Here is a 15,209-nt window from a genome sequence, read left to right as displayed (position 1 = left end):
TTTAGGTCCTTGTTTTTGTGCATGTCGTTGTCCCAAAACCGCTGCACACTTTTGGGCGACATGCATTAGGCAAAGCTCTTGCGCCGGCGGGCGGGCGAGGGAACGTCCTCGACGGGCGGCAGGCTCTGCAGCACGCGGCGGGACGGCAGGATGGCGATCGCCTCGGTGCCTTCCCTGAGCTTCGAGCGCAGAACGAACTGGCCGTTATGCTTGGCAAGGATCGCCTGCACGATCGGCAGGCCAAGACCGGTGCCCTGTTCCGCACTTTTGATGGCGATCGAGCCCTGGCCGAAGGCGGAGAGGACGATTGGAATTTCCTCTTCCGGAATGCCGGGCCCATTGTCCTTGATGGACAGGTATTGCCCGCCGCCGGCAGTCCAGCCGACCTTCACGGCGATCTCGCCGCCCGAGGGCGTGAACTTGACCGCATTCGACAGGAGGTTGAGCGTAACCTGACGCATCGCCTTCTCGTCGACCCAGACGGCCGGCATGCCTTGCTCGAACTGCTGCGAGAACGCGATGTTCTTGCCGCGGGCACGAAGCTGCACCATGCCGATGCAATCGTCAGCGATGTCGACGAGACTGACGGCCTCCTCGTTGAGTTCGTACCTGCCGGCCTCGATGCGCGAAAGGTCGAGAATTTCGTTGATGAGATTCAGGAGGTGCTCGCCCGAGCGGTGAATGTCCGCCGTATATTCCTTGTAGGTCGGGTTGTTGAGCGGCCCCAGCACTTCGCTCGACATCACCTCGGAGAAGCCGAGAATGGCGTTGAGCGGGGTCCGCAGCTCATGCGACATCGAAGCGAGGAAGCGGGATTTGGCGAGGTTGGCCTCTTCGGCCCGGCGGCGGGCCTCGTCGGACATGGATTTCGCGACTTCGAGCTCGGCAATGAGATCGTCCTTCTCCGACTGGACCGACAGAATGTGCACATTTGCACGATTCATACGGTCGGTCATGAAGGCGAGGAAAACGAGCGAGAGCGAGAGGATGCCCGTCAAACCGATGTGAACGGGATCGGCGGCCGTCAACGACGAGAAACCGAGCGCCGCGACGACCGGCAGGAACGTGTAGAAAAGGGCATTGCGCAGCAGGAACGTACCCATCGCCGTGGCTGCAAGCGCGATGAACAACACCGTTCCCTCGAAGAGGCCGGACACGACCTCGCCGCAGGACGAACAGTCTTGCATGGAAAAGATCGCCCAGCACAGCCCGATCAGGACCTGGCCGGCGAGGAAACGGCGGCGCCAGGCGGCGACTTTTTCAACGACGATGTCTTCGCGCTTCGCTTTCCGCGCGAGGAAGATCGTGACCGCATGAGCCGAGAGCATCATGAACGCCCAGGCAAGAACGCTGGGATCGCCCGAGAGATAGATGCCGGTGGCCGCAATCAGGGCGACGAGCACGGGCAGGGCGATCGCGCCATGCAGGACGGAGTCGATATGAAGCAGGAGCATTTCCCGGTCAAAACCGGAGGGGTCGGAGGAACCGGTCTGCAGCCGCTGGCGCGTCGCGCGCACCGTCTTCGAAACAGCCTTGTTTCGATAGTTGCGCGACTTGTCGACGATGATCTTATCGGTCGATGTGCTGACGGCGATGCTCATGCTCATGGGCAGGGGGTTTCGTTTGGCTTGCAGTCTAGGATGCAATCCTTAAGAAGTTGCTGCCCTCCATGAAGGATTCGACAACCATTGTGGCGCGATTGCGTTTGATCGCGCGAAAAGAAGAGGCGTTCGGGTGAAGCCGCAGAATCGAAGGTTCCGTGTTGTCGGCGGCTCCGCCGGCAGGCCCACGCCCTCTGGCCGCCGATTTGCCTTTGGCCGGCCGGAAAACGATGGGCCGCCTCGACGCCGCGCGCAGCAAGGCCGTGCCGGCATGATCAGTGGATGGGTCTTCCTTTTCCTCCTCGGCATCGGTGCCTATGTAGCCGCGAAGCTGCCGCCGCCGGAACCGCCCGTGACCGGCCAATTGCGCGGCTCGGCCTCGGCGAGCGACGGCGACAGCTTGCGAATTAACGGGCGCCGCATCAGGCTCGAAGGCATCGATGCTCCCGAAATCGGCCAGACCTGCAGGCGCGGCGAGGCCGTTTGGGATTGCGGCGCGGAAGCGCGCCTGCGGCTGAAGACGCTGATCGAGGGAGCGACAACGGTGTGTCGGCTCCACGGCCGCGATCGCTATGGACGGGAGCTTGGTGTCTGCGAAGCGGACGGGCGCGATATCGGTCGGGAAATGGTTCTCTCCGGTCACGCCGTGAGCTACGGCCTCTACCGCGACGAAGAGGAAGCGGCGCGAGGCGACAAAGCGGGTCTCTGGGAAGGCGATTTCGTAAGGCCGCAGGAATGGCGGCGTTCGAACGGAAAGGCCGAGGAGTCACCGCATCTGACAGGCGACTGGCTGGAGCTCATCGCCCGGTGGCTCGAGGAGCAGGTAAGCACGATTGCGACAAGGATCTTAGGTGGTTGACAGCGGAGAGGAACGGCTGAAGGCGTTGCAGACGGCCATTGCGGCCTGCCGCCTGTGCCGCGACGATCCGGCGCGCGGGCCGGATCACCGGCTACCGCACGAGCCGAGGCCTGTCGCTGTGCTTTCGGCAACCGCAAAGATCCTCATCGCCGGGCAGGCGCCGGGCCTGCGCGTGCATGAAAGCGGCCTTCCCTTCAACGATGCATCGGGCGACCGGCTGCGGCAATGGCTCTCGGTAGACCGCGCGGCATTCTACGATCCGCGAAACTTCGCCATCGTGCCGATGGGCTTCTGCTTTCCCGGCTATGACAGGCATGGCAGCGACCTGCCGCCGAGAAGCGAGTGTGCGCCGCTGTGGCGGCAGCGCGTTATGGAGGCGATGCCGCAGATCGAGCTGGTGCTGGCGGTTGGCCACTATGCACAGCGCTGGCATCTGGGGCAGGACTGTCCGAAATCAATGACCGAAACTGCGCGCAATTGGCATCGCTACGTGAAGCGCAACCAAGGCCCTGCCGTGTTGCCGATGCCGCATCCGAGCTGGCGCAACACTGGGTGGCTTCGGCGTCACCCCTGGTTCGAGGCCGAATTGCTGCCTTTCCTGCGCGAAAGAATACGGGTGCTCACAAGATGAAACAATTTTCTTTATTTTCACAAATTGCGCGCTATGAAAGGAAAAATATTCGAGAGGACTTTCCATGGATCGCCTAGACCGCAAGATCCTGCGCCTTTTGCAGGAAGATTCGACCTTGGCTGTTGCCGACCTTGCCAAGAAGGTAGGTCTTTCGACCACGCCTTGCTGGCGACGCATCCAGAAGATGGAGGAGGATGGCGTAATCCGGCGCCGTGTCGCGCTTCTCGATCCGGTGAAGGTCAATACCAAGGTCACCGTGTTCGTGTCGGTCCGGACGAATTCGCACTCCATGGAGTGGCTGCGCCGGTTCTCCGAGGTGGTCGCCGATTTTCCGGAAGTGGTGGAATTTTATCGCATGAGCGGTGATGTCGATTATCTCTTGCGCGTCGTCGTGCCCGACATCGCCGCCTATGACGCGTTCTACAAGCGGCTGATCGCCAAGATCGAGATCCGCGACGTGTCCTCCGCTTTCGCCATGGAGCAGATCAAATATACGACGCAGTTACCGCTCGACTATATGGTGATCGACCAGGCAAAGAGCAGCGAGGAATAGCTGCCCCCGCTCAAGTGAGTTTGGAGAATTCTTCTCTATTCGTCTGATTTTTCGGAAACATTTTAATGCTCTGGCGCATGCGTTGCGGCTGCATATCGGCATGCAGCCTCCAACTCAAACAGCTAGGCCGAGACGCCAGAGCACCTTGCTGCCGCTAAGTTCGCGCACCGCGTCCCGGCCTGTCCATCGTGCCGCACGGTCCGCGCTCGCCGCGAGTTTTTCCGCAAGCGCCAGAGCCGGCGCGTGGCAGGCGGCGTTGCGCTTGCCGATCTGTCTCAGCGCCCAGTTCACGGCCTTTTTTACGAAATTGCGGTCATCGGCGGCATGTGCCTCGATCAGCGGTAACCACGCCACAAACGTCGAATCCGGTTCGGTCTTGAGGTGCACGGCTGCGGTGGCGATCATCGCAAAGGCGAGGCGGCGGACGAATTCCCGCTCGTCGGTGGCAAATTCGGCAACGAGCGCCCGATCGTACCGCGCGCCGACAAGGAGGTCGGCGAGCATATCGACGACCTCCCATGAGTTGCAGTCGCCTGCCCAGCGCCGCGCTTCGTCGAGCGTCAAAGCCTTGGGATCGGCGGTGAAGGCAGCCAGGATGCGCGCTTCTCGGATGCCCGAGCGCCAGAGCTCGAGCCGCGGGCATGATCTGTCTTCACCTGACGGGAGATGCGACGAAGCTCGACATTCGAAAGGCCGAGCGCCGCTTCGGTCGCGATCCCGAAGCGCGCCATGCCGGCGATGTTTTCCTCAGATCCGAGCAGGCGCAGGCGATCGATGATTTCTTGTGCTGTCGATGTTGGGGAGAGCGTCACTTCTCGAGCCGCGCAAGCAGCGAAGAGGTGTCCCAGCGGTTTCCCCCGAGCGCCTGCACGTCGGCGTAGAACTGGTCCACCAAGGCAGTCACGGGAAGCTTGGCACCATTGCGCCGCGCTTCGGCGAGGACGATATCGAGGTCCTTGCGCATCCAGTCGACGGCGAAGCCGAAATCATATTTTCCGGCATTCATGGTCTTGTAGCGGTTTTCCATCTGCCAGGAACCGGCTGCCCCCTTGGAAATGACGTCGATAACCTTCTCGATATCGAGGCCAGCTCTTTTGCCGAAGTGGATGCCCTCGGCGAGGCCTTGCACGAGACCGGCGATGCAGATCTGGTTGATCATCTTGGTGAGCTGGCCGGCACCGGCCGGGCCCATCAGACCGACCATGCGCGCGTAGGCTTCGATGACCGGCTTTGCCCTGTCGAAGGCTTCCGAGTCGCCGCCGCACATGACCGTGAGCACCCCATTCTCGGCGCCGGCCTGGCCGCCCGAGACCGGCGCATCGATAAAATGCGCGCCCTTTGCTCGGGCCGCAGAGTAGAGCTCGCGAGCAACTTCAGCCGAGGCCGTGGTGTTGTCGATAAAGATCGCCCCCTGGCCTATGGTCTCGAAGGCACCGTCTTCGCCGGTGGTGACGGAGCGCAGGTCGTCGTCATTGCCGACGCAGGAGAAAACGAAGTCCTGATCTTTTGCCGCCTCTGCAGGCGTTGCCGCCGTGCGCCCGCCGAACGCAGTCGCCCATTGTTCCGCCTTCGCGGAGGTTCGGTTGTAGACGGTCACGTCGTGCCCACCGCGGACCTTGAGATGACCGGCCATCGGGTATCCCATGACGCCGAGACCGATGAATGCGACTTTGGCCATTTCCTGCAGACTCCCATTTGCTTTGGCAGAGATTTAGCCGACGATAGCCGCGGCAGCAGGCGCCGGCAATCAGGGCTTGAACCGCGCGATAAGCAATTGCCCGGCGGTCGGCTCGCCCTCTTCCTTACGAACGGTGATGTCGCTGATGTCGATCACCTCGAATCCGGTCGCGGTCAGACGGTCGCGCAAGTAGGTCTCTGAATGCGCGAAGCGTTGATGCGGGCCGACGACGTAGCCGCGCCCTGCGAAAGCCTCCGCCGGGAGGGTCTCGCTGGAGAAGATCAGGAGCCCGCCCGGTACGAGATTGTCGACCGCGCCGAAGAAGAGCGGCTCCAAGGCGCCGATATAGGGCAGGACGTCGGTCGCAACAATCAGGTCGAACGGCTCATCATCATTGTCGTCGAGGAAATCGACGGCCTCGGCGACGTAGAGCGTCTCATAGAGATCTTTCTCGTGGGCAATCTCCACCATGTTCTCCGAGAGATCCACGCCGGTTATGTCTTCCGCCATATCGCGCAGTGCGCCGCCGGTGAGCCCGGTGCCGCAGCCGAGATCGAGCACCCGCTTGAAAGGCCCAAGCCCAAGCGCCTGAATTCGCTGGCGAACGAGAAGTGGTACGCAATAGTCCAACTGGTCGACGAGGACATTGTCGAAAACCTCGGCATGCTGGTCGAACAGTGTGGCCACATAGGCGTCCGGCGCCTTGAGCGGCGTGTCACCCCGACCCATCGAGGCCAGCCGAACGGCGGCGCCGCCGTGATCCTCCGGATCGAGTTCAAGGACTTCCCGATAGGCTGCGGCGGCCGCGTCAAAGTGCCCGGACTTCTCCAGGGAAAGCGCGCGGTTATATGCCGCCGCCAGTGCTTCCTCGTCGATCTTCTTGCTCTTCTGGGTCATGAGCGCTTCTTACGACCGCCAGCGGACTTTGACAATCGCCGCCGGGGGCGATCACCTGCATAAGTGACCGATGTCGTTGAATAATACTCCATTTCGCACGGAAGCGGCGATAGGCTTCAGGTCGGGACGGCCCTGTGAAGCCTGGAACGTAAAGCGAACATTGAGCGTTCGGTAAAAAAATCGACTGGGTGGGGGCGCCGCGGCATTTATCGTCGATGGGAAAGGAGTCATCATCCCCGAAAACAGTGAGAAATCGGGAGGAATGCCGATGACTGCTGACTTGAGCCCGCTGACATTGGAAACGGAGATGCCGGAGCGGCAGGGCCCGCCCCTTCCTCAGAGCTCGCAGGAGACGATCAACACGATCGTCCATTATTATCGCGGCGAAATGGGGCGGATGGCCGGTTGGCGGGATCGTATAGACCGAACCTCGAACTGGGCGATCACGGTGGTCGCGGCGATGCTGTCCGTTTCGCTTTCGACACCATCGTCGCACCATGGCGTCCTGCTCTTCGCCGTATTGCTCATCACCTTGCTGCTCTTGATCGAGGCACGGCGCTACCGTTTCTTCGACGTCTATCGCGCCCGGGTGCGCCAGCTCGAGCGCGGTTATTTCGCTCAGATTCTTTGCCCCGAAGGCACGCCGACCTTCAAGTGGTCCGTGTCGATAGCCGCCAGCCTGCGCCGGCCGGCTTTCCTGATGAGCTATAAGGAGGCCGTCTGTCGGCGGCTGCAGCGCAACTATTGCTGGATGTACCTGATACTGCTCTTGGCCTGGGCGCTGAAGATCTCCTCGCCTAAGATGTCGACCAATGGCGAACCCTTCGGACATGTCCGCTCCTGGGCCGATGTGACGGAGAATGCAGCTCTCGGTGTGGTACCCGGCTGGGCGGTGATGATCGGGGTCGCGCTATTCTACGCGGCGGTTCTCTATGGCTCTCTGCGCAAGGAGCCTGGAGCCGGTGAGTTGGCCCACGGCGAGGTGCATGTCTGACGGCCGTCGCGGCTGTAGATGGGCGTTCTTGATACGGTCATCAGAAATTCTCGTTTGATGCCGGCGCGAGAGGCTGCTTCAACTGCGGTCGTGCGGGTGAACTTTGCCGGCAGCCAATCAAAAACGGGGACATTTGAGTAGGATGTATGATGAGTGAACAAAAGGTAGCAATCATTACCGCCGGCGGTTCCGGCATGGGCGCCGTTGCAGCGCGGAGGATGGCAGCGGAGGGTTTCCGCGTCGCCATCCTGTCCTCGTCCGGCAAGGGCGAGGCTCTGGCGAAAGAACTCGGCGGCATCGGCGTCACCGGATCGAACCAGTCGAACGACGATTTGAAGCGGCTTGTCGATTCGGCTTACGACGCTTGGGGGCGGGTGGACGCGCTCATCAACTCGGCCGGACATGGGCCACGCGCTCCGGTACTGGAACTCACCGACGAGGACTGGCATAAGGGGATGGAGGTCTATTTCCTTAACGTCGTGAGGCCGACCAGGCTCGTCACGCCGATCATGGTCGAGCAACAATCCGGCAGCATCGTCAACATCTCTACCTATGCGGTCTTTGAACCTGATCCGCTGTTTCCGACTTCGGGCGTCTTTCGTTCCGGCCTCGCTGCCTTCACCAAGCTCTTCGCGGACCGATATGCGGCCGACAATGTGCGCATGAACAACGTCCTGCCGGGCTTTATCGACAGCCTGCCGGAGACGGAGGAGCGCCGAGAGCGAATTCCGATGGGGCGGTACGGGACGTCGGAGGAGGTGGCCGAACTGATCGCTCTGCTTGCGACCGATCGCGGAGGCTATATCACGGGCCAGAACATCCGCATCGATGGCGGCATAACGCGGTCGGTGTGATAATTTCTGCTCGTCATGAGTTCGAGTGGAGTCGGCGCAAGATTAATGGGTCGACTTCTTTCGCCGCGACGCGGGACATAGGCGAAAGCGCGCAGTTTTCCTACCCCCACTCTGCAGAGCGCTTTCTCATCAGTGGAGGACGAACTCGCCCTTGAGGGCGCGCCATTCGGTCGCGGAGATGAGCTTGCGGTGCACGTAGCGTACCGAATGCAACGGCCCGTCCAGCTTCTCCTGCCAGAATTTCAGGAAGCTGCGCATTTCCGGGAAATCCGGTGCGATGTCGTAGTGCTGCCAGATATAGGTCTGCAGGAGAGCCGGGTGGTCGGGCATCCGATAGAGTATCTGGGCCGTCGTCAGGCCGTAACCCTTGAGCTGCAGTTCCATGTCGCTCGTCATTCGGACCTCACTTTTTGCAAAGGGTGGTCTCTATGATGAAGCGCTTGATTCCTTAATCAAGCCCTAATATTCGTGCTGCAGCCAAAATTCCCATGGAATAACAAAGGCTTGTTAGCAATGCTGAGCGAGTGCTGCCAAGCCTTTCGCCGTGAACAGCTCCGTGCCCGCTCAACGCTTCAGGTGGCGCGTCAGCCGCGCTTCGAGCCAAGCCCAGATGTTGCGCAGCAATTCCACCATGAACAAATATAGCACCGCCGCCCAGACATACATCTGGTAGTCGAAGGTGCGGGAGAAGGCGCGTCGCGTCTCGCCCATGAGATCGAAGACGGTAACGATCGCAACGATCGCCGAGCCCTTGATCATCAGGATGATTTCGTTGCCATAGGGGCGGAGTGCCACGATCATCGCCTGCGGCAGGATGATCTTGAAGAAGGCGACGCGCTCCGGCAAGCCGAGCGCGGCCGCAGCCTCGCGCTGACCGCGCGACACGCTTTGAATGGCCCCGCGCAGGATCTCGGCCTGGTAGGCGGCGGTGTTCAACGTGAAGGTGAAGAGCGCGCAATTCCAGGCGTCGCGGAAGAACCACCACAGACCGATCGACTCGAGCTGCGGCCGGAAGCTGCCGAGACCGTAGTAGACGAGGAAGAGCTGAGTGATCAGGGGCGTGCCGCGGAAGAAGTAGACATACGCATAGGCAAGCCAGGACCAAAGCCTGTTCTTCGACATGCGTCCGAGCGCCACGGGAAACGACAGGACGGCTCCCATGAGAATCGAAGAGACGACAAGCGTCAGCGTCACGCCGAGGCCGGACAGGAAGCTCGGTCCGTATCGCGAGAATTTTTCCGGATCCCAACCATTGACGATCGTCAGGAAGATGCCGACGCCGAGCGCCAGCCAGACGCCGAGGAAGACGCTGCCGAAAAAACGCGATAGCGTGTAGGGCTTCGGCGGGACGGGCGGCGGAGCCTGAGGGGGTATCATCGTTTCGGCAATGCTCATCGGCCCATCTCCGCACGTTTGGTGGAGCGCTCGAGCGCCGAGAATAGGACGGACGAAATCATCGCCAGGATCAGGAAGAGGATGCAGGCGACGCCGAAGAACTGAAAGGCCTGCTTCGTCACGCGGGCTGCTATGCCCGTCTGGCGGAGAATATCGGGAAGGCCGACGACCGAGACGAGGGCCGTGTCCTTGAGCAGCGCCATCCAGAGATTGCCGAGACCGGGAAGGGCGATGCGTATGAGCTGCGGCAGGACGATGAGGCGCATTGTCTGGCCGCGGTGGAAACCGAGCGCATCGCCGGCCTCGTATTGGCCTTGCGGAATGGCCTTGAAGGCAGAGAGCAATACCTCGGAGCAGTAAGCCGAGAAGACTACGCCGAGCGCGATCATGCCGGCGACAAAGGCATTGATCTCGATCGGGCCCTCATAGCCGAGCGTCGCGAGAAACTGCTGCACCAGTATCTGCAGGCCGTAATAGACGATGAAGAGCGTCAGAAGTTCCGGCAGGCCGCGGAAGATCGTCGTGTAGATGTTGCCCGCCAGTCGCAGCGACCTTTCCTCCGATTGCTTCGCCAGCGCGATGAAGAAGCCGATCACAAGGCCGACGGGCAGCGTTGCGATGGCGAGGCTGGCCGTTACCAGGAAACCATAGGCGATCTCATCGCCCCAGCCCGTGTCGCCGCAGGCGAAAAGCGTTCCCGAGGCAAACCAGCGAAAGACCCCGATGGGTCCGCAAAGCGGATCAACGATCGATCCGATCCAGGCGAGACCGGAATAAATGGCGGCGAACACTCCGCTCATGCCAAGAAATTCCCCTAACGTTCTTTGCGCCAACGACGCTTATTTTTGAAGTTCCTTGTCAAACAAAAACGGCGGAAGGGCAAGCCCATCCGCCGTTGCATTTTCTGCATCAACCGAGCTTTTCCCGGTATGAACGCGAAACCGCGCTGGATTTCGCTATGGTTAGCTGCCGTAGACGTCGAACGGGAAGTACTTCTCGTTGATCTCCTTGTATTTACCGTTCGCGCGGATGGCGTCGATCGCCGTGTTGAGTTTCTCGCGAAGCGCATCATCGCCCTTGCGGACTGCGATGCCTGCGCCTTCTCCGTTGATGACCGGGTCAACCGGCAGGGTGCCCAGCAGCTTGCAGCAGGCGCCGTCCTCCGTCTTCAACCATTCGGAGAGCACGACGACGTCGTCGATGACGGCATCCACACGGCCGTTGGCGACGTCGAGCTTGTACTCGTCAGCCGTTGGATAGAGCTTCAGCTCGGCGCCCTTCATATGCGCTTCGGCGTAGTTGGAGTGGGTGGTGGAAGCCTGTGCGCCGAGCACCTTGCCTTCGAGCGCGGCAGCGGTTGCCTCGGTGATCGGCGAATCCTTCGGCACGGCGATTGCCGGCGGGGTGTTATAGTACTTCTTCGTGAAGTCCACCTGCTGCTTGCGCTCCTCGGTGATCGACATGGAAGCGACGATGGCATCGAACTTCTTGGCGATCAGCGCCGGAATGATGCCTTCCCAATCCTGCGTCACGAAGGTGCATTCGGCCTTCATCTCCTCGCAGAGCGCCTTCGCGATGTCGATGTCGAAGCCGGTCAGCGTGCCGTCGGCTTCAAGGTTGTTGAAGGGCGGGTAGGCGCCTTCGGTGCCGATCACGATCTTCTCGCCTTCCGCCATCGCCGCGCCGGCCATGAGGGCGAAAACGGCAGCCGAAGCGGCGACTGCCAGCCGTCTGGAAATACGCATGATTATCCTCTCTGTTGGCTCGACATCCGGTTTTTCTTCTTTCGCGGATGCCAAATAGAGCCGGGGGCCTGCGCCACCGGTTGGCGCGATATTCGTACGTTTTTCCAGCAAAAATCAACAGGAAAGCGGCGCTGCCCACCGCTTTGCGCGAGTCGTCTCCCGTCGCTTCCTCCCGATGGTTGCGTGTGAAGATGAACAGCCCGTTCACGTAGGGTTAATGTCGGTTTCGATAGGCCTTGGAGCGGAACCGATCCGCGGCTGTCGCGTTGCGGCTACACATTTTCGACTGTCACAAAAAAGTCGGAACCGCGGATCATGGCCCGTGACGAGGATGCCACAGCGCTCGAGGCGCAGGGAGTGCGATGCGCGCGACGGCGTCGGGACCTCTGATAAGAGGAAGGGATACAATGTCTATTCGATCCAAACTTTTCGCAACGGTCGCCTTGCCCGTGCTTTCGGCCTCGCTGTCGGTGCAGCCCGTGCTCGCCGAGAGCTTGATGAGGCCGTTCGAAGTTGCGCAGGAAGGCCAGCTCTCGGAGGAGGAATTGCTGCTGCAGCAGCGAAAGCAGCGCGCGGCTGAGGAAGAATCTCAGGGCCAGGCAGAAGAGCAGCAGCCGCAGGCCGAAGAGCAGGAAACGCCGAGGCGCAAGAAGCGTCAGCAGCAGGCCGAGGAGCAGCAACCCGCTGCCGAGGAGGCCGCTCCGCAGCAGGCCGAAGAGCAGGAAACGCCGAGGCGCAAGAAGCGTCAGCAGCAGGCCGAGGAGCAGCAACCCGCTGCCGAGGAGGCCGCTCCGCAGCAGGCTGAAGAGCAGGAAACTCCCAGACGCAAGAAGCGCCAGCAGCAGGCCGAAGAGCAGCAGCCCGCTGCCGAGGAGGCCGCTCCGCAGCAGGCCGAAGAGCAGGAAACGCCCAGACGCAAGAAGCGCCAGCAGCAGGCCGAAGAACAGCAGCCCGCTGCCGAGGAGGCCGCGCCGCAGCAGGCCGAAGAGCAGGAAACGCCCAGACGCAAGAAGCGCCAGCAGCAGGCCGAAGAACAGCAGCCCGCCGCCGAGGAGGCTGCGCCGCAGCAGGCCGAAGAACAGGAAACTCCCAGACGCAAGAAACGCCAGCAGCAGGCCGAAGAGCAGCAGCCCGCCGCCGAGGAGGGCGCGCCGCAGCAGGCCGAAGAGCAGGCTCCCACTCGCAAGAAACGCCAGCAGCAGGCTGAAGAGCAGCGACCAACCGACGAGCAAAAGGCTGAGGAGCGGCGACAAACCGACGAGCAAAAGGCGGCCGAGCAACCGCCTGTCGTGCCTGAAGGCGAGACGACCGCTGAGCAGCCCGCGACGGAGGCACCAGCCCAGCAGACGGGCGAGGGCGAACAGCAGCCGGTTCCGGGCGCGGAACAACCTGCGACGGCAGAGCAGCTTCAGGGCGAGCAGCCCCAGGGTCAGCCTGCTCCCGAGGTGGTCGATGAGCGCACCGTAGAAGAGAAGCAGAAGATCGCCGAGGATCCGGCGGCTTCCGACGATACCGTCGTGCTTCCGGTCGAAAAGGGCGCGGCCGTGCTCGATAGCGACAAGGACGCCGACATTTCCGGCGGCAACCAGGCCCGGGAACTTCGCCGCAAGCAGCGCGAAGAATTGCGCGCCAAGCAGGAAAGCGTAGCTCCTCCCACCGACGATGCGTCCGCGCAGGCGGCGATCCGGGTTGAAACCAAGGAGGAACTGTCGCAACGGATCGAGGCCGTGATGAAGGAGGAAGGCGAGCGGGTCGAGGAAGCCCCGGCCTTTGCCGTGCCGGAGACGACCAATATCGTCAATAACACGGTCATCAACAACACGGTGATCAACAACACCACCGTCAACAACACGACGGAAAACAATGTGACGCGACTGGAGGTCGTCGAGGAGGTCGATGATCGCGTCATCCTCGGCGTTGGCGATCGCATCTTCGTCAGGGGCGACGACCGGCCGCGTCTGCGGCAGAATGCGGAAGAGAGCTATTACGACAATCTTTCCGGCGGTCGCGTCCGTGAAACGATCGTTCGCCCCGGGGGCTATCAGATCGTCACCGTCTACAACCGTTACGGCGACATCCTGACGCGCACGCGCGTCGACCGGGACGGCAATGAATATGTAATGATGTATACGCCGGAATACGAAGAGGACCGGCCGGCGATCGTCGACGTCGGCTACGAGCTGCCGCCGATGCGCCTTGCCATACCGGTCGACGAGTATATCGTCGATGTCGCCGAGGAACCGGACAGGGATTATTACGAGTTCCTGTCCGAGCCGCCGGTGGAGCCGGTCGAGCGCGTCTACACGATCGACGAAGTTCGTCACTCCGCGCGCCTGCGCGACAAGGTCCGCCGCATCGATCTCGACACAATCGAATTTGCTACGGGCAGTGCCGAGGTGTCGATGTCGCAGGCCAAAACGCTTCGCAACGTCGCGGACGCGATGAACAAGGTCCTCGAGAAGGATCCGGGTGAAACCTTCTTCATCGAGGGCCACACGGATGCGGTCGGCTCCGACCGCTCGAATCTGGTGCTCTCCGATGAGCGTGCCGAGTCGGTCGCCGTGCTCTTGACCGAGGTCTATGGCGTCCCGGCGGAAAACCTTGTGACCCAGGGCTATGGCGAGCGGTTCCTGAAGATCCGCACTCCGGAGGCGGAGCAGGAGAACCGTCGCGTCACGATCCGTCGCGTCACCCCGCTCGTGCGCCCGGTGGCGCAGCGGTAATTACACTTACTCTTGGACGGAGATCGGGGCCGGGAAACCGGCCCCGATCTATTTGGCTACCAAGCGCACGTTGCGTGAGTCTTGGGGCTTGTGGGCGTTCAGCCTCGCAACCCCGTCGCCTTCTCGATGAAATCAGCGATCGCCTGCGTATCATCGAGATCGAACACCGGGAGATCACTGTCCGTGATCACATGGTCGGCAGCGATGGCGACGATGTGGGGGTCGGTCGGTGCGAGTGGCTCGCGGTTGACTGATTCCTTGCGACGCGCCTCGATCTTCGGGATCGGCTCACGCTTGTAGCCCTCGATCAGCACGAGATCGCAAGGGGCCAGTCGCGACAGGACTTCTTCGAAGCTCGGCTCCGGGGCGCCGCGCAGCTCGTGCATGATCGCGAAGCGTGTCGAGGAGACGATGGTCACTTCGTGGGCACCGGCTTCGCGATGGCGGTAGCTGTCGGCGCCGACCTTGTCGATGTCGAAATCGTGGTGAGCGTGCTTGACGGTCGAGACCAGATAGCCGCGCCGGGTCATTTCGCTGACTAGGCGGACCATTAGGCCGGTCTTGCCGGAGTTCTTCCAGCCGGCGATGCCGAATATCTTCGGCCGATGGGTCAATTCGTTCATGGTTCGCGATCCTCAAGACATTGCAACCATGCTTCAGCCTGCTGAAGCTGTTCCGGCGTGTTGATGTTGAAGAAGGGGTCGAGCGGCCCTGCCTTGGTTGGGATCGAGGGAAATTCTACTGCGACCGACGGGTGACGCGCAATGAAGGCGCGCACGCGCCGTTTGGAATCGGTGCGTATCCATGCGTCGAGATCGTCAGCGATCGCAATGGGCCAAAGCGCGAAAAGCGGGTGCATCTCGCCGCCGGACCAGGCGACGGCGATTTCGTCCTTCGATGTGAGCGCGCCCTCGAGGCTGGAGGCGAGCGTGGTCGGGAAGAAGGGCGTATCGATCGGTGCCGTCAATACGTGGCTCGCAGCGGGTGAGACCTTGGCGGTGTGACGCACCGCAGCCAGGACGCCGGCAAGCGGACCGATGAAACCGGGTATGGTGTCGGGGACAACCGTCAAGTCGGCGGGCGTGGCAATGCTTGGGTCATTGAGATTGATCGCGAGATCGGAGACCTGCGCCCGCAACCGCTCAACGATACGGGTTAGCATGGTCTTTCCAGCAAGCACGAGCCCTGCTTTCGCGCTTCCGATGCGCGACGAGCGCCCGCCGGCGAGGATGACGGCGGGCGGACGCCGGATCGCATGGAAGTCGCTTTCGGCCATCGC

15 protein-coding genes and 1 pseudogene are annotated in these 15,209 nt (G+C 61.7%); 6 read left to right on the top strand and 10 right to left on the bottom strand.

All coding sequences use genetic code 11. From position 1 onward, the window contains the following. Positions 1-65: 65 nt before the first annotated feature. Positions 66-1,601: a HAMP domain-containing sensor histidine kinase gene (locus tag M728_RS08270; protein ID WP_026622995.1), complete on the bottom strand. Its 1,536-nt coding sequence runs from the start codon at positions 1,599-1,601 to the stop codon at positions 66-68. Between the two features lie 133 nt (positions 1,602-1,734). Here M728_RS08270 and M728_RS08265 point away from each other — a divergent pair, with 133 nt between their 5' ends. From M728_RS08265 to M728_RS08255, 3 genes are all read left to right on the top strand, one after another. Further along, positions 1,735-2,460 (top strand): thermonuclease family protein, encoded by a 726-nt coding sequence (locus M728_RS08265; RefSeq protein WP_026622996.1) that lies wholly within the window; start codon positions 1,735-1,737, stop codon positions 2,458-2,460. Beyond that, complete coding sequence (locus M728_RS08260) at positions 2,453-3,091, top strand: uracil-DNA glycosylase family protein (protein WP_026622997.1); 639 nt, start codon at positions 2,453-2,455, stop codon at positions 3,089-3,091. Before M728_RS08265 ends, M728_RS08260 begins: the two co-directional genes overlap by 8 nt. Before the next feature lie 64 nt (positions 3,092-3,155). Further along, on the top strand, positions 3,156-3,644 hold the full coding sequence (locus M728_RS08255) for an Lrp/AsnC family transcriptional regulator (protein ID WP_026613901.1): 489 nt from the start codon (positions 3,156-3,158) through the stop codon (positions 3,642-3,644). Positions 3,645-3,758: 114 nt separating this feature from the next. Here the strand turns inward: M728_RS08255 and M728_RS08250 are convergent. The 3 genes and pseudogenes from M728_RS08250 to M728_RS08240 all read right to left on the bottom strand — a co-directional run bounded on the left by M728_RS08250 (position 3,759) and on the right by M728_RS08240 (position 6,219). After that, positions 3,759-4,456 (bottom strand): annotated as a pseudogene (locus tag M728_RS08250) (DNA alkylation repair protein). Then, positions 4,453-5,322, bottom strand: a complete 870-nt coding sequence (locus M728_RS08245; RefSeq protein WP_026622998.1) for an NAD(P)-dependent oxidoreductase — start codon at positions 5,320-5,322, stop codon at positions 4,453-4,455. Before M728_RS08245 ends, M728_RS08250 begins: the two are co-directional and overlap by 4 nt. A 69-nt stretch (positions 5,323-5,391) precedes the next feature. Beyond that, complete coding sequence (locus M728_RS08240) at positions 5,392-6,219, bottom strand: class I SAM-dependent methyltransferase (RefSeq protein ID WP_026622999.1); 828 nt, start codon at positions 6,217-6,219, stop codon at positions 5,392-5,394. Between the two features lie 268 nt (positions 6,220-6,487). Between M728_RS08240 and M728_RS08235 the strand changes: the two genes are divergently transcribed. Then, complete coding sequence (locus M728_RS08235) at positions 6,488-7,213, top strand: DUF2270 domain-containing protein (RefSeq protein WP_026623000.1); 726 nt, start codon at positions 6,488-6,490, stop codon at positions 7,211-7,213. Positions 7,214-7,362: 149 nt separating this feature from the next. Continuing rightward, on the top strand, positions 7,363-8,067 hold the full coding sequence (locus M728_RS08230) for an SDR family oxidoreductase (RefSeq protein ID WP_026623001.1): 705 nt from the start codon (positions 7,363-7,365) through the stop codon (positions 8,065-8,067). A 129-nt stretch (positions 8,068-8,196) separates the two neighbouring features. On the opposite strand, the gene M728_RS08225 is transcribed toward M728_RS08230, so the two are convergent. The 4 genes from M728_RS08225 to M728_RS08210 all read right to left on the bottom strand — a co-directional run bounded on the left by M728_RS08225 (position 8,197) and on the right by M728_RS08210 (position 11,207). Further along, positions 8,197-8,463, bottom strand: coding sequence for an usg protein (locus M728_RS08225; RefSeq protein WP_026623002.1), 267 nt, complete (start codon positions 8,461-8,463; stop codon positions 8,197-8,199). Between the two features lie 168 nt (positions 8,464-8,631). Continuing rightward, entirely contained in the window at positions 8,632-9,462 is an 831-nt protein-coding gene (locus tag M728_RS08220; protein ID WP_026623003.1) for an ABC transporter permease, read from the bottom strand. Further along, positions 9,459-10,262 (bottom strand): ABC transporter permease, encoded by an 804-nt coding sequence (locus tag M728_RS08215; RefSeq protein ID WP_026623004.1) that lies wholly within the window; start codon positions 10,260-10,262, stop codon positions 9,459-9,461. The genes M728_RS08220 and M728_RS08215 overlap by 4 nt, the downstream gene beginning before the upstream one ends. 162 nt (positions 10,263-10,424) lie before the next feature. After that, positions 10,425-11,207, bottom strand: coding sequence for an ABC transporter substrate-binding protein (locus M728_RS08210; RefSeq protein ID WP_026613911.1), 783 nt, complete (start codon positions 11,205-11,207; stop codon positions 10,425-10,427). Between the two features lie 407 nt (positions 11,208-11,614). On the opposite strand from M728_RS08210, the gene M728_RS08205 reads away from it, so the two are divergent. Then, positions 11,615-13,930, top strand: a complete 2,316-nt coding sequence (locus M728_RS08205) for an OmpA family protein (RefSeq protein ID WP_370906467.1) — start codon at positions 11,615-11,617, stop codon at positions 13,928-13,930. A gap of 98 nt (positions 13,931-14,028) precedes the next feature. Here M728_RS08205 and mobB read toward each other — a convergent pair whose 3' ends face one another. Next, complete coding sequence (gene mobB, locus M728_RS08200) at positions 14,029-14,553, bottom strand: molybdopterin-guanine dinucleotide biosynthesis protein B (protein ID WP_026623005.1); 525 nt, start codon at positions 14,551-14,553, stop codon at positions 14,029-14,031. Further along, positions 14,550-15,206 carry a molybdenum cofactor guanylyltransferase MobA gene (gene mobA / locus M728_RS08195; protein ID WP_026623006.1) on the bottom strand — a complete coding sequence of 219 codons (657 nt, stop codon included), beginning with the start codon at positions 15,204-15,206 and terminating at the stop codon, positions 14,550-14,552. Before mobA ends, mobB begins: the two co-directional genes overlap by 4 nt. Positions 15,207-15,209: the final 3 nt, after the last annotated feature.

Origin of the sequence: Ensifer sp. WSM1721 (genome assembly GCF_000513895.2) — a bacterium.
In the GTDB taxonomy this organism is placed as follows: Bacteria; Pseudomonadota; Alphaproteobacteria; order Rhizobiales; family Rhizobiaceae; genus Sinorhizobium.
This window is presented reverse-complemented; position numbering and strand designations above follow the sequence as displayed.

Excerpts from the sequence above, each read along its gene's own strand:
- M728_RS08235 (WP_026623000.1), top strand. The coding sequence starts at position 6,488 with ATGACTGCTGACTTGAGCCCGCTGACATTGGAAACGGAGATGCCGGAG.
- mobA (WP_026623006.1), bottom strand. The coding sequence starts at position 15,206 with ATGGCCGAAAGCGACTTCCATGCGATCCGGCGTCCGCCCGCCGTCATC.
- M728_RS08215 (WP_026623004.1), bottom strand. The coding sequence starts at position 10,262 with ATGAGCGGAGTGTTCGCCGCCATTTATTCCGGTCTCGCCTGGATCGGA.
- M728_RS08230 (WP_026623001.1), top strand. The coding sequence starts at position 7,363 with ATGAGTGAACAAAAGGTAGCAATCATTACCGCCGGCGGTTCCGGCATG.
- M728_RS08270 (WP_026622995.1), bottom strand. The coding sequence starts at position 1,601 with ATGAGCATCGCCGTCAGCACATCGACCGATAAGATCATCGTCGACAAG.
- M728_RS08210 (WP_026613911.1), bottom strand. The coding sequence starts at position 11,207 with ATGCGTATTTCCAGACGGCTGGCAGTCGCCGCTTCGGCTGCCGTTTTC.
- mobB (WP_026623005.1), bottom strand. The coding sequence starts at position 14,553 with ATGAACGAATTGACCCATCGGCCGAAGATATTCGGCATCGCCGGCTGG.
- M728_RS08240 (WP_026622999.1), bottom strand. The coding sequence starts at position 6,219 with ATGACCCAGAAGAGCAAGAAGATCGACGAGGAAGCACTGGCGGCGGCA.
- M728_RS08255 (WP_026613901.1), top strand. The coding sequence starts at position 3,156 with ATGGATCGCCTAGACCGCAAGATCCTGCGCCTTTTGCAGGAAGATTCG.
- M728_RS08205 (WP_370906467.1), top strand. The coding sequence starts at position 11,615 with ATGTCTATTCGATCCAAACTTTTCGCAACGGTCGCCTTGCCCGTGCTT.
- M728_RS08245 (WP_026622998.1), bottom strand. The coding sequence starts at position 5,322 with ATGGCCAAAGTCGCATTCATCGGTCTCGGCGTCATGGGATACCCGATG.
- M728_RS08225 (WP_026623002.1), bottom strand. The coding sequence starts at position 8,463 with ATGACGAGCGACATGGAACTGCAGCTCAAGGGTTACGGCCTGACGACG.
- M728_RS08220 (WP_026623003.1), bottom strand. The coding sequence starts at position 9,462 with ATGAGCATTGCCGAAACGATGATACCCCCTCAGGCTCCGCCGCCCGTC.